Below are 14,341 nucleotides of genomic sequence, written 5' to 3'. Positions count from 1 at the left end.
TCTTCAGTAAGTAAGATTTAGCTATAGTCTTATTATTTAATCACTATGTCAGGAAAGAAGTGTTTAACACACTTAGTGTAATCTCCTGGCGTAAGTGCAGAAAATGGAGTTTGGTAACCCACTAGTTTGCATGTATAAGATTCATTTTTAGGGTTTTCAGCTACCCAACTATCATCTTTTTCCCAGTAAATGTTAATAGTTCCAGCACCACTAGCATTAAAAGGTTTCATGGCTTTACAACTAAAAACCTCATCTGCAGGCATATCTACTTTAAGGTACTTAGCGAAGTTTTCATAATAGTTGATACGGTTTTTAGATTGAGGAGCCTCTATACCTTTTCCACATTCTACACCACCATTGATGATCTGGGTTGTTACACCAAATCCTGGAAATAAGCCATTAGCTTTATCAGCAGCATTTGGCTCCCATGTTCCATCAATTACATGTAGCATAGATGGCTTTGGTGGTTGTGGGTAAATAAAGAAGAATACTGCAGAAGCTAAATTTAACCAAGTATCAGCAACTAGTTCTGGATTATCTAATAATACTCTCACATCACCAAACATTGCTTGTGAGAAAGGACCATAGTTATAGTTATTACTTAGTTGTTTTGCACCTCTACCGAAGTATGATTTGAATGTGCCATCTTCGAATTTGCCACAAGGCCAAGTTTCACCTTGCCATGTTGTTGGATTGCATTCTTGGTTATAGCCATCTCTAGATTCTTCAGTAAATCCAGACTCACGTAAGAAAACTAGACCTTGACGCCATTCAGGAATACTAGATTGAGTATTATGTCCACCAGTTTCTTGAGTAAAGTGGACAAACATAGTAGCTAGTGATTTACGACATATTGCTTCAGCGTCTCTGCCATCATTATAACTACCACAGAAAGCTGGAAACTTAGCTACAGCTTTTAGGAAATTTTCATAGCTGTATTCAGGAGCCCTATCAGGGAATAGGTAATTCCAATTTTCTTCAGAGATTATCTTTTCAACTAACTTTACATTTCCCGGGTTGCTAGGAGCTTTAGCTTTGACAGACTCAACAGTTTCGTTATCTCTAGTTCTAATAGAGTTTTTTATTTGGAGCATTTTCGGATCATTGGTTAACTCTGCTTCTTTAGCATCTAATGCAGCTTGGGTAGTAACGTATTTATCACTTGGATTTACAGGAGTTATTGAATTACTTTGGCTACCCTCGTCAACATGATTTTCATATACTGAAAGATCAATACCTCTACTTTTATCAAATCCTTCTATATCATATGCCTCAGTATATGAAACTATACTTATTAGGGCTAGAATAGCAGTCGAAATAAGTTTCATTTTTAATTTCATAAGTTTTTCCTGTTTTTAAATCATTATTAATAATTTGCATAGGTAAATATATAGATTAGGCGTGTTACTTTATATATGGCAAATTTGATAAGGTATGGAGAGTTTTTGATAGGGTTTAGTGGAACTGTTGAAAGCTTTCAACAGTTCCTTAGTAGTAGATAACCTCTAGTAAGTTCACCTTCTAAACTATTTGTAATTATTTTGTGTTTTGAGTTTATATTAATTATTCTCAGTATAATTAATTAAGCGAAAGTCAGTCATTAGATGAGAGGGCAAGTTGATAAATAGTATGCTTAAAATTTTAAGAGTAAAAATAAATAAATGAAAATAAATTTAATTTTATAATTAAGTTTATTAAAATAATAAATATGTTAAAATAATTTATTGGTAATTACTGACTGGTTATGATGTTAGTTGGATACATACGTTTTTTATTGGGAAATACAAATAGTCAAAAACATTTACAATTTAATGCTTTAAGAGAATATGGAGTAGAGAAAAAAGATATATATAAGGATTATGTTTTTGGGGATGAACCTAAAATAGAAGGGTTAAATAAAGCTATGAAGCGTCTTCAAATAGGTGACACTCTAGTAATGTGGAGCTTAAATAATTTAGCTGAATCTTACTCTCAGATTATAGATATAATAAAAAAGCTTAGTGAGAGAAAGATAAGATGCTTTTTTATCAAAGAAAATTTTGATACCATAGTGTTTGTAAACTCACATAGCTCTTATATGTTTTCTTGGTTTGCGAAACTTAAAAAACAATTAAATCAAGAAAATGTAGATTTAGGCTTAGACCCAGTAAGAAATAAAAAATTTGGAAATAGCTATAATCCGAGTATTAACGAGTTTAAATTAATGAACGGTGAATTACCTAACCAAGTGTTTGGTAATTTCTCGCTTTCACCATTTTTAGCTTCTAGACCGAAAGGCACCATGAAAGCTTCTATGTTAGGCATGGCTAAAGCACATTTACCTTCAAATTTCACTGGAGCAAATAAAAGTGTTTTAGGAGGTGGAGTTGGCGGTCTTCCCCCTAATCAACCTCCTGGTGGAGGAGATAAGAAATCAGGAGGTATTTATCCTCCTGTTAAGAAAAAAACTCTTAGAGTTGTACCTTTTCAAACATATAGGTTAAGGCTTATACCAGGAGGGCCTTATACACATTTTGTTGACTTGCCTGATTTAAATAGTCCATATGCAAGAAACCTGCTGGTAGAAAGAAAGTATACTATATATGATATCCATACAGAGAGTGTGTATTGTATAGGTTCATTTGATTTGAGCCAAAACATGCTGTCAATAGCAGTCATTATGGAGTCATTTTCATATTACCATAACGGTATTGGCTATATTTTTGAGTTGGATCGTGTTGCTGAGTATGTTACTGGTCAGTATGAAACACACTTTAGAGTTAATTTTGATTGTGTTTCTAATCCAATGATAGTTTCTTGTGGGGAAAGTTATGATACCATACTTGGGCAAATTAATTATAATAGCAGATTTTTTCATATAGCTCTTGAGAATATGAGTGAGATTAGTTATAGGATAAGTTATCGGGGAGCCACATGTATTTTACGTCTATTTGCTCCATTGATAGATGGCGACGGTTATATTAATGACCAGGAGACTTTTGAGATTAACCAGGTGTCCACTTTTGATCCAGCGCATCCTTTTAATAACATTGCTGATATCAGGTTTAGTAGAGGCTTAGCGCCTGCAGGACAAGTTGTACTAGAATACGTACATGGTAATCCAAACGCAAATCTAAATCTAAATCCAAATTGGAGAAATACTGGAGTTGTAATGCCTTCAATATCTTTACCACAAGTTAATAGAATTTTCTATTTCTAAATAAAAGATATAAACTTTGGTTATTTAGATTTAGACCAAATTTTTGTTATTTCTTGGTTTAAAACGCTGTAAAATAAGGCGTATGTCGCTATGAAATATTGGAGTTCAAAGAACATTAGAAAGATGTTTATATGACCCTGCTTTGAGCAAAAGCAGAAATTGATCTTAATGAGAAATAGTTATTTAATACCAATTCCCACACATATTATTACTTTCTAACTTTGTATTTCATACCTAATTTAATCCTTTAATATTTGCCAATAGCTACTGCTATTGCCTGCACATCAAAAACTTAAATTAGTCATAAACTCCTTTGTGATAAATGCAACAATTTATGTTGGAATTGGTATAAGATTATTTTTTAATAATTATATCTGGAAAGAAATGCTTAACACAGTTAGTGTAGTCACCTGTTTTGAAAGCTGAGAATGGCGTTTGGTAACCTACTAGTTTACATGCGTAAGATTTACCTTCAGGGTTTTTAGCTACCCAACTATAGTCTTGTTCCCAATAAATGTTAGTAGCACCAGCGCCTGCAGCATCAAATTGTTTCATTAGTTTACAACCTAATACTTCATCTGCTGGTATTTCTACACCCAGGTATTTGGCAAAATTCTCATAGTAGTTGATACGGTTCATAGATTGAGCAACCTCTACGCTGCCACCACATTCTACACCACCATTGATAATTTGGGTTGTAACACCAAACCCTGGGGTTAATCCGTTAGTCTTATCAGCAGCGTTTGGTTTCCATGTACCATCAATTACGTGTAGCATAGAAGGTTTTGGAGGTTGCGGGTATACAAAGAAAAACACAGCAGAAGCTAAGTTTAACCATGTATCTGCAACTAATTCTGGATTGTCTAATAATACTCTTACGTCACCATACATAGCTTCTGAGAAAGGACCATAGTTATAGTTGTAGCTCAACTGTTTTGCGCCTCTACCAAAATATGATTTAAAGTCACCATTTTCAAATTTTCCACATGGCCAAGTTTGCCCTTGCCAAGTGTCAGGGTTACATTCGCCATTGTAGCCACCACGCATGTTTTCATCCCACCCCATTTCACGGACATGAACTAGACCTTGACGCCATTCTGGAACTTCCCAGTGTATTGTGTGTCCACCAGTTTCTTGAGTAAAATGTGCAAACATAGTAGCTAGTGATTTACGACAGATAGCATCAGCATCCCTACCATCATCATAATTTCCACAGAAAGCTGGGAATTTAGCAACAGCTTTTAAAAAGTTTTCGTAAGTATATTCTGGTGATCGTTTAGGAAATATGTACTCCCAATCTTTTTCAGAAATTATACTCTCAACTCTTTTTACGTTTTCTGGGTTGCTAGGATCTTTAGCTTTAACTGCTTCGACAATATTATTATCTCTAGTTCGGATCGAGTTTTTAATTTCAGTCATCAATGGATCACTAGTTAATTCAGCTTCTTTTGCATCTAGTTCTGCTTGGGTAGTTACATATTCATCACTTGGATCAACTGGATCAACTGGATCAACTGGATCATCAGGGTTGCTAGGGTCATAATTTTCCCAAGCCATATACCAAGCACTTCCTGTACCTGGAGCATAAGCCCAAGCTGCTCCTGAACACCAAGCTGCTACTCCATCTTTACAACTATAAAGTTTTCCATCTTTTTTGACTATATCTCCACTTTTGTATGTAGTAGCTTCTGAATATTGTGGGTATTCTGAACCTGGATCAACTGGATCAACTGGATCAACTGGATCAACTGGATCAACTGGATCAACTGGATCAACTGGATCAACTGGATCAACTGGATCAACTGGATCAACTGGATCAACTGGATCAACTGGATCAACTGGATCAACTGGATCAACTGGATCAACTGGATCAACTGGATCTGCAGAACCAGCTTTAAAATCTTGAACACTAAAATCAGGAGCACTAGGAGAAAATTGTATAGTAGCAGATTCTCCTTTTTTTAGAATCGTTGGGTTACCACCCCAATCCTTCGAAGTTATAGATACAGAACTACCATTAGTCTCTAGGTCAGTATTACCTAGGTTCCAAACGCTATTTACTTTTACTCCATTAGTTAATTTAAAGCTAATAGGGTTTTTAACTAAGTCAGTATCTCTATCACAACTAAATTTGATACTAGCTGTCCAACCTGTGTTAACTTCTTCAGTACTACAGTTAGCAAACGCTGCTGTACTTATTAAAGCTAAAGTTATAGTAGAAATTACTTTCATTTTTAAGCGCATATTTTATTCCTTTGATTTATTGTTATATCTCCTCTTAAGAGCGGAAATATTTTATAATATGAGCTTTAGAAAAGCTAGAGAATAAATGGTTTTCAACTTGTTAGATTTTAATAGCATACTTGTTATTTATGATATGGATGCCCTTCTAAAATAGTGTGTGCTCTATATATTTGCTCTGCTATTATTATCCTAACTATAGGATGGGGGAAAGTCATTTTTGAAATAGAAATTTTATCTTTAGCTAAATTTTTAATGCTTTGATCAATACCATCTGGACCACCAATTAAGATTACAATATTTGGATTGTTAAGTTTCCAAATTTGCATTTTGTTAGCTAATTCCTCAGTAGATATTATCTTAGATTGAACATCTAATATGACTAGATAATCATTTTCATTAAGCCGGTTTAGTATAGTTTTTGCCTCCTGTTCTAACCACAGAGTAGGGTTACCAGTTTTAGTACGCTTTGCTATTGGTAACTCTATAAGTTCAAGAGGAATAGCTTTACTGAGGCGCTTTTTGTACTCTTCAAAACCATCTGTTACCCACTTAGAAGGTTTTTCACCGAGTGATAAAATTTTGATTTTCATAATTATCTAGTAAAACAGAAAAGGTTACCTTGGGAAAATTCAGGATTATATTGGTAGCCCTCAACTTTAAAATTTTTAATATCTTGGATATTCTCGACTCTATTTTCAAGGATAAATCTAGTCATCAATCCACGAGCTTTTTTTGCGTATATGCCTATGGTTTTGTAAGAGCCATTTTTATTTTCCTTAAAGTCTATGTCTAGCCAGTTAGCCTCTAAAAGCTTTTTATCAATAGCTTGAGAATACTCATTGGAAGCTAGGTTTATAAGGGTTTTATCATTTTGCTTTTCAAAAAAAATGTTTAACTGAGTAGTTATTTTATTTTGCCAGTATTTGTATAGTATTTTGTTATCTATTTTGATTTTTGTACCCATTTCTAATCTATATGCTTGCATTAGATCAAGAGGACGTAAGAGTCCATATAATCCAGATAATATTAACAAATGTTCTTGGGCGTAGTTGATAGTTTTTTCATCTAAAGTTTCAGCATTTAAACCTTTATAAACATCACCATTAAAAGTAAATATTGCAGCTTTTGAGTTTGTGCTATCAAAGTTAGTTGGTTCAAAACTATTATGCTTGTCAAAAACTTCTTGTGCCAACTTAGGGCTTATTTTCATTAACTTTTCAATTTCTTCAATTTCATAGTGTTTGAGCTTATTTATCAACTCTTTGATTTCTTGCTTAAATTTGGGCTGTGTAAAATTATAGTTTGCTTTTATTGGCTCAAAGTTTTGGCTCTTTGCAGGAGAAATTACGACGATCATTTGTTTAACATTTATTTAAAAATTCACTTTGCTAAATAATACCAATTTATGAGCAATAATGGAATTTGCAATGAGAACTTGTAATTTAAATCTATCTCTAGTAATATGTAGCCTGCTGACTTGGTTTCCACGCAATGATAGATTGTGAACCCCGCCAGGTCCGGAAGGAAGCAACGGTAACAGTTGATTCATGTGCCGTGATAAGGCTAAGTCAGCGCTTCGAAGAAATACTCTTTTATAAAATTTGCCCTTATTTGTGTTCTAAAGATTCCCTAATAATTTATGGCGTTTTACATTTTATTTACCTTTACTTTCTGTATGGCACACCCAGAGGGACTCGAACCCCCGCATCCGCCTCCGGAGGGCGACGCTCTATCCAGTTAAGCTATAGGTGCATAAGCATATGATATAAACAAAAAGTGCTTTTGGCCAGCTTTTGGTCAATTTAATTATGACATTAGCTCAAATATTAGGTTTGCTTTCTTAAAGCAAAACCGTCTTTGGTAGATTTATTACTCTAGGCTGTGCCATTTCTGGCTATTATGCTTATTAAAAATCCTTAGGGCTTATTAAAAAAAGACAAGTTGATAAATAACTAACTAACTAATTTGATATAACTAGAATATAATTAACCAGTTAAAACTTTAAACATATGATGGTTAATATTTACCGAAGTTAACAAGGGAGCTGCTAATATGCCTAGATTTTTTTATCAAAATGAAGTAAGAAACATCGGTTATAAGGGACAATTTTTAGATACTTCTAAATTTTTTACAGAATTTAGCCAAGGAGAAATGTTTTCTCAAGGACTATGTTTAACTTTGAGTATTTTACTTGGAGAGTTAATAAAAGGTCAAAAGAAACCTACACATTTATTATTTAATTATATTTCTCAAAACGCATCAGAAATAAAAGGTAATTTGACTAAAACAGATAAATTATTGAGTTCTGTACATAAAAAGCAAAATTCTTATAATAAAAAGATTAATATTAACTTCTTTAGTCATAATCTAGACAAAAATTTTAACGTGTTCGATTTATGGGGTGATTTTACACGACAACAGTTAACGGACAGTATAGATACTATATCAAAACAGTTATTTGCAAACGATAATTTTAAGATTGTTAAAAATTGGTATATTTTAAATGAGATATCTCGACAGAATACTATTTATAACCAAATCAATAACCAGCTTAGTCGTATGGCTGAAAGCTTAAATGATTATAGAGGTAGAAAAGGTTTGTTTATAGTATCATTTTCATTTGGTTTATTTATTAAGAAGGATTCTAAGCCAGCAATAGTTTCTTATGCTGGTAGAAATTTTCATAAAGATATAGAAGTGGCATCTAGTAAGAACCATTCTTGTTTACTATATATTTCTGGTGATTCTTTTCTTTTTTTTGACCCTAATATAGGAATTGTAAATCAAGATATAAGAAATATAGAATCTTTTTTCTCATACTTATATGCATATTATGATCTTGTTAATACAGATGAGAATGTCTTTTTCTTTCATGAGATCGAAATGAATTAATTTCTAATGTGGTTTTAAAACTTATGTAGACTAAGAGTTGCGTAAACTGTATTAGGACGTATAAAAAAACAAAAAATTACCTTGAAAAGAAATTTTTAGTCACAATATCTAGCTTTGCAAGTCTATAGAATTTAGGTGAGTCTATAGTTGCATAAGATTTGAGATTTTCTATAAATAACAAAGGAGTAAGATCGTTATGAATATTAGACCATTACAAGATAGAGTGTTAGTTCGTCGTGCAGAAGAAGAAACAAAATCTGCAGGTGGAATTATCTTAACTGGTAGTGCTCAAGAAAAGCCAAGTCAAGGTGAGGTAGTAGCTGTTGGTAACGGTAAAAAGCTAGAAAGTGGTGCTACCCAGCCTATGGATGTAAAAGTTGGCGATAAGGTGCTATTTGGTAAATATTCAGGTAGTGAAGTAAAGGTAGGTGATGAAACTCTTCTGATGATGTCAGAAGATGACATTATGGGTATTATTGGGTAACTTAAAAGTCTTACAAATTTTAAAGGAGAAATAATATGGCAGCAAAAAAAGTTTTATTTTCGGATGAAGCACGTGTAAAGATGTTAGACGGGGTAAATACACTAGCTAATGCAGTTAAAGTAACCCTAGGACCAAAAGGGCGTAACGTTGTATTAGACAAGGCATATGGTGCTCCTGCTATAACTAAAGATGGCGTATCAGTAGCTAAAGAAATAGAACTAGAAGACAAGTTTGAGAACATGGGCGCTCAAATTGTAAAAGAAGTAGCATCAAAAACAGCTGATGTTGCAGGTGATGGTACTACTACAGCTACTGTTCTTGCTCAAGCTTTACTTACAGAAGGTTTAAAAGCTGTTGCTGCAGGTATGAACCCAATGGATTTAAAAAGAGGTATCGATAAAGCAGCTGCTAAATTAGTAGAAGAATTAAAAGTACTTTCAAAGCCTTGTTCAGATGCTAAATCTATAGAGCAAGTAGGTACTATATCTGCTAACTCTGACTCTACAGTTGGTAAAATCATTGCTGATGCGATGGCAAAAGTTGGTAAAGAAGGTGTTATAACTGTAGAAGAAGGCAAAGGTTTTGAGGATGAACTAGATGTGGTAGAAGGTATGCAGTTTGATAGAGGTTACTTATCTCCATACTTTGCTACAAACCAAGAAAACATGACTACAGATTTAGAAAGTCCATACATCTTGCTTGTAGATAAGAAAATTTCTAATATTCGTGAGTTACTTCCAGTATTAGAAGGTGTATCTAAATCTGGCAAAGCATTGCTAGTTATCGCAGAAGATGTTGAAAGTGAAGCTTTAGCAACTCTAGTAGTAAACAATATGAGAGGAATTGTTAAAGTATGTGCTGTAAAAGCCCCTGGTTTTGGTGATCGTCGTAAAGCTATGCTAGAAGATATTGCAATCTTAACAGGTGCTACAGTAATTTCTGAAGATCTTGGTATGAAACTTGAAGAAACTAATATGGAGCATCTAGGCACAGCAGGTAGAGTACAAGTAACCAAAGACGATACCACTATAATTGATGGTGCTGGTGATAAAGATGCAATAGCTAATAGAATTAAACAAATTAAGGCGAATATCGAAGAAGTAACTTCTGATTATGACCGCGAAAAATTACAAGAAAGATTAGCTAAGCTTTCTGGCGGTGTAGCAGTGATTAAAGTTGGTGCTGTTACAGAAGCTGAAATGAAAGAGAAAAAAGACCGTGTAGATGATGCTTTACATGCAACTCGAGCAGCTGTTGAAGAAGGTATCGTGCCAGGTGGTGGGGTTGCTTTAATTAGAGCTCAAAAAGCTTTAGAGGGCTTAAAAGGTGACAATGAAGACCAAAATCACGGTATCCTACTACTAAAAAGAGCAATAGAAGCTCCTCTTAGACAGATCGTAGCAAATGCTGGTGGAGAACCTTCTGTAGTTGTAAATGAAGTAAAAGCTAAACAAGGTAATCATGGCTACAATGCTGCAAATGACACTTATGGTGATATGGTTGAGATGGGTATCTTAGATCCTACTAAAGTTACTCGTTCTGCTTTACAGCATGCAGCATCAATTGCAGGTTTGATGATCACTACAGAAGCAATGGTTGGTGAGATCAAAGAAGATGCTCCAGCTATGCCTATGGGTGGTGGCATGGGTGGCATGCCAGGGATGATGTAATTTATTCTAATTTTATTTGTCTTTTTATATAATTTTTTCTTATTATTAAACTTAATTTGACCTATAATAATATATATTAATTACAAAATAGGTGTTCTTATGGGTTTATCTTCTTCAGATAATAATAAAGTTCTTGGTTTTAAAGACGTCACTATTATGGCTGTTACAGCTAACTTTGGTATTAGATGGATACCAGTAGCAGCATGTTTAGGGGCTTCAGCTGTATTCTTTTGGATACTTGGTGCTTTGATTTTCTTTCTACCATTAGTAGTTATAGCTGTTCAACTGTCCAGGAAGTATCCTGATGAAGGTGGTATGTATGCTTGGACAACCAGAGCCTTAGGTGAAAAATCTGGTTTTATGGTCGCTTGGCTATATTGGGTAAACACTATATTTTATTATCCAGCTGTGTTGATGTTTTTAGCAACTAACTTTGCTTATTTTATAGGCCACCCTGAGTTAGTTAACAATAATTATTATATAGTCATAGTAGTATTAAGTGCTTTTTGGCTAGTTACATTTGTTAGTTTTTATGGTCTAAAAGTTAATAAATATCTTGTTGACGTTGGTGGGATACTTGGTTCATTTATACCTGCTATAGCTATTATTGTTTTAGGGTTTGCTGCTTATTTTGTAGCTGGTAAAAGTGCTACTGATTTTTCAGCTTCTAATTTTATACCACAGGGTAGTACGTGGGGGAATCTATCTACGCTTACTATTATAATGTTTGCTATGGCTGGTATAGAAATTATTCCGACATTTGCTAATTCAGTTAGAAATGTAAAAAGAAATCTTTATTATGGATTATTAGCATCTGCCTTTATATTATTAGGTTTATATATATTGGGAACTGTAGCCTTAAATTTAGTTTCTTCTCCCGAGAGTATTAATGGAACCTCTGGATTAATGACTGCTTTTGAAATAATCGGTCATAGATTTGACTGGGCATGGTTTCCAAAACTAATGGCATTTTTACTAACATTTGCTGAACTAGCAGCTGTAAGTATATGGTTATTGGCACCTGTGGTTATGTTTTTTAAGTGTACACCAAGAGGAATTTTGCCAGAGTGGTTACATAAAACAAACAAACATGACTCTCCAAAAAACGCTCTAGTAGCTATGGGCGTTTTGGTTACAGTTATAGTATTGTTGACTAGCTTTTTACCATCAGTAAATGTTATGTATCAAGCACTAATATTGATGGCAACAATACTTTACTTTATACCTTATTTGTATTTGGTAATTGCTTATATAAAGCTTATGAGTAATAAGTTTAGGTATTTATTAGGTTTTTTAGTATTTGTTTCAACAACACTAGGTATTTTATTTAGCTTTCAACCACCAAGTGATATTCAGACATTAAGTGAAATGCTTATATATGAATCAGAGCTTATCATTGGTCCAGCTATATTTATATTAATAGGGTGGGGATTATACAAGTTTAGAAAGTAATTTTTATAAGTTAATCCTTAAACTCTAGCATAAGTTTGCATATAATTCATTGTATGGGACTGTTGCAAACCAAAATTATATGTTTCTAACTGTGTTAAAAATATTCTTAAAATGCTCATTTACTACATGTAAACTGCGCTTTTTCGAATATTTTTGCCTTGTTACGACCCATCTAATTCCAGCTTGCAACAGTCCCTGTATATATTTGTATGGTTAAACTGGAAACTGTGAAAAAATCGGTCGTCATCTCCATGCAAATGGAAATCTCTGGACTGTTATAGGTGCTAAAGATGAAAAAAATAGTTATAATAGGCGCTGGTTTTGTTGGTATAAATTGTATACAAAAACTATCTAAATATAGTGACCAATTTGAAATTACTTTATTAGATAAAAGTAACCATCATGTGTTTCAACCTATGTTATATCAGGCAGCTACTGCTTTTATACCTTTGAATTCCGTCGTAGCTCCTATTAGAAAAGTACTGCATAATAAACCTAACGTTAAATTTAAGATGGGTGAAGTAATAGATATCTGTCCCAGTAAACAAGTAGTAAAAACCTCAGAAAATGTTTATAAATATGACTATCTAGTAGTAGCTCCAGGGGTTGAGTATGACTATCTAGGTAATGATGAATGGAAAAATTATACACTATCTTTAAAAACAGCATATGATGCTCAAAAGATTAAATCCCATATTATAAAGCAATTTGAGTTAGCAGAAAGTGCTAGCTCCAAAACTGAAACACTTAAGCATCTAACTTTTATTATAATTGGCGCAGGAGCAACAGGCGTTGAGATTACAGGTGCTTTGTTGGACATGCTTTTAACTGATGTTTTTGAAACTTACACTAGTTTTACTGTAAAAGATGTAAATATCCATTTGGTTGATTGTGGGGATAAAATCCTATCAGCTTTTCCTAAGAAATTATCTGATTATGCTTATTATTCATTGGTAAAACGTGGTGTAAAAATCCATTTGAATGAAACAGTTATTGATATTTCTGAACACTGTGTGCAAACAGATAAATCTATCTATCAGGGTGCTACTATTATATGGAGTACTGTTTTAAAAGGAAAACCCTTAGGGTCATGGATGGAGAAACAAATGTCAAAAAGTAAAGTAAATGTCTTACCAGATTTGACTCATAGTGAGTACAGCAATATTTATTTGGGGGGTGATATTTCTAGATGTACAGATAACCCTTTACCTGGATTAGCTTCTGTAGCTAAGCAGCAAGGCAAATATATTGCTAATCATATTGTTAAAAGGAACAAGTCAAAGCAATATAAAAATTTTAAATATAGGGATCTAGGTACTATGGCTATAATACAAAAACACTCTGCTATAGCTAGGATATTTGGTTTAAATCTTACAGGTAAATTAGGTTGGTTTATATGGGGTGGTGTGCATATAACTTTTTTGGTTAGCATAAGAAATAAATTTGTTGTTAGCTTTAACTGGTTAAGTTACTATTTGTTCAATAGGATAGGTTCTCCAGAAATCTTGGAGCCTGACAAGAAAGAAAATCATAAGGTAAACTTTGATAAAGATAAAATCTAGTATTTGCTCAGAAAAGTATCCATAAGTTTGCTAGTAAGTATTCTTTTTAAAATAGCCATGATTACCGTAGCTTTTGTTATGTAGTATCTTGGTTTTGGCTTATTTGAGTTTATTATTTTTTCTACTACTTTAGCTACTGAAATAGCAGATTCATTAAAAGGAACTTTTTTGTGTTTACCAGCTAGTATTTTTTCATATTGGAGCTTATGAGCTGATTTTTCAAACTCAACATTTTTGATAGTTTTTAATGAGTTCTCCCTAAACTTACTCGTAATTGGTCCTGTATTTAGAGTGCTCATGTATATGTCAGAGCCTTTAAGCTCTAATCTCATAGTGTCGGCTAGACCTTCAACAGCATATTTACTAGCGTTATAAGCTCCGCGATATTTCATTGCTATAAGACCTAGTACTGAGCTGTGTTGGATAATTTTTCCATATCCTTGCTTACGCATTATTTTTAGAGCTTTTACTGTTAAATTATGCAGTCCAAAAACATTAGTTTCAAACTGTTTTTTAAGGTGTTTTGTTTCAATATCTTCTAGAGCACCAGCTTGTCCAAAGCCAGCATTGTTAAATACAACATCAAGTGTTCCATTAGTTTTCTGTAAAATGTTGGCTAAAGCATTATCAATATGCTTATAGTTAGTTACATCAATTAGATATGTTTCAAAGCCTTCTGCATTTAGGATATCAACATCTTTTTGTTGTCGCGCTGATGCAAAAACTCTATGCCCTAAATCTCTAAGGTATACAGCTGTAGCATAACCAATACCACCGTGGGAACAACCTGTTATTAATATATTATATTTTTTCATTGGGATCTTTATGCTAGCTAATA

Annotated in this window: 11 protein-coding genes, 1 tRNA gene and 1 other RNA gene; 7 read left to right on the top strand and 6 right to left on the bottom strand. The window is 33.5% G+C overall.

Going from position 1 to position 14,341, the window contains the following annotated elements; all coding sequences use genetic code 11:
* Nucleotides 1-32 precede the first annotated feature (32 nt).
* Complete coding sequence (locus E4K63_RS06870; protein ID WP_133941992.1) at nt 33-1,340, bottom strand: chitinase; 1,308 nt, start codon at nt 1,338-1,340, stop codon at nt 33-35.
* A gap of 404 nt (nt 1,341-1,744) precedes the next feature.
* Here E4K63_RS06870 and E4K63_RS06865 point away from each other — a divergent pair, with 404 nt between their 5' ends.
* Nucleotides 1,745-3,199: a recombinase family protein gene (locus tag E4K63_RS06865; RefSeq protein WP_133941994.1), complete on the top strand. Its 1,455-nt coding sequence runs from the start codon at nt 1,745-1,747 to the stop codon at nt 3,197-3,199.
* Nucleotides 3,200-3,553: 354 nt separating this feature from the next.
* On the opposite strand, the gene E4K63_RS06860 is transcribed toward E4K63_RS06865, so the two are convergent.
* From E4K63_RS06860 to yaaA, 3 genes are all read right to left on the bottom strand, one after another.
* On the bottom strand, nt 3,554-5,443 hold the full coding sequence (locus tag E4K63_RS06860) for a glycoside hydrolase family 19 protein (RefSeq protein ID WP_179965699.1): 1,890 nt from the start codon (nt 5,441-5,443) through the stop codon (nt 3,554-3,556).
* 122 nt (nt 5,444-5,565) lie between these two features.
* Nucleotides 5,566-6,033: a 23S rRNA (pseudouridine(1915)-N(3))-methyltransferase RlmH gene (rlmH, locus tag E4K63_RS06855; protein ID WP_133941996.1), complete on the bottom strand. Its 468-nt coding sequence runs from the start codon at nt 6,031-6,033 to the stop codon at nt 5,566-5,568.
* A gap of 2 nt (nt 6,034-6,035) precedes the next feature.
* The gene (gene yaaA / locus E4K63_RS06850; protein ID WP_133941998.1) at nt 6,036-6,800 is read right to left on the bottom strand and encodes a peroxide stress protein YaaA; all 765 of its coding nucleotides are present in this window, start codon (nt 6,798-6,800) and stop codon (nt 6,036-6,038) included.
* Nucleotides 6,801-6,918: 118 nt separating this feature from the next.
* Here yaaA and ffs point away from each other — a divergent pair.
* Nucleotides 6,919-7,015, top strand: an RNA gene (gene ffs / locus E4K63_RS06845) — signal recognition particle sRNA small type.
* Nucleotides 7,016-7,119: 104 nt separating this feature from the next.
* On the opposite strand, the gene E4K63_RS06840 is transcribed toward ffs, so the two are convergent.
* Nucleotides 7,120-7,195, bottom strand: a tRNA-Arg gene (locus E4K63_RS06840).
* A gap of 300 nt (nt 7,196-7,495) precedes the next feature.
* Between E4K63_RS06840 and E4K63_RS06835 the strand changes: the two genes are divergently transcribed.
* From E4K63_RS06835 to E4K63_RS06815, 5 genes are all read left to right on the top strand, one after another.
* Entirely contained in the window at nt 7,496-8,335 is an 840-nt protein-coding gene (locus E4K63_RS06835) for a hypothetical protein (protein ID WP_133942001.1), read from the top strand.
* Nucleotides 8,336-8,531: 196 nt separating this feature from the next.
* Nucleotides 8,532-8,819 (top strand): co-chaperone GroES, encoded by a 288-nt coding sequence (locus tag E4K63_RS06830; RefSeq protein ID WP_035720971.1) that lies wholly within the window; start codon nt 8,532-8,534, stop codon nt 8,817-8,819.
* A 35-nt stretch (nt 8,820-8,854) separates the two neighbouring features.
* Nucleotides 8,855-10,489 carry a chaperonin GroEL gene (gene groL / locus E4K63_RS06825; RefSeq protein WP_133942003.1) on the top strand — a complete coding sequence of 545 codons (1,635 nt, stop codon included), beginning with the start codon at nt 8,855-8,857 and terminating at the stop codon, nt 10,487-10,489.
* Between the two features lie 99 nt (nt 10,490-10,588).
* Nucleotides 10,589-11,941: an APC family permease gene (locus tag E4K63_RS06820; RefSeq protein ID WP_133942005.1), complete on the top strand. Its 1,353-nt coding sequence runs from the start codon at nt 10,589-10,591 to the stop codon at nt 11,939-11,941.
* 290 nt (nt 11,942-12,231) lie between these two features.
* The gene (locus E4K63_RS06815) at nt 12,232-13,503 is read left to right on the top strand and encodes an NAD(P)/FAD-dependent oxidoreductase (RefSeq protein WP_133942007.1); all 1,272 of its coding nucleotides are present in this window, start codon (nt 12,232-12,234) and stop codon (nt 13,501-13,503) included.
* Here E4K63_RS06815 and E4K63_RS06810 read toward each other — a convergent pair.
* Entirely contained in the window at nt 13,500-14,318 is an 819-nt protein-coding gene (locus E4K63_RS06810) for an SDR family NAD(P)-dependent oxidoreductase (RefSeq protein ID WP_133942009.1), read from the bottom strand. The two genes, E4K63_RS06815 and E4K63_RS06810, sit on opposite strands and share 4 nt — an antisense overlap.
* Nucleotides 14,319-14,341 lie beyond the last annotated feature (23 nt).

Source organism: Allofrancisella inopinata, from assembly GCF_012222965.1.
Lineage (GTDB): Bacteria > Pseudomonadota > Gammaproteobacteria > Francisellales > Francisellaceae > Francisella > Francisella inopinata.
This window is presented reverse-complemented; position numbering and strand designations above follow the sequence as displayed.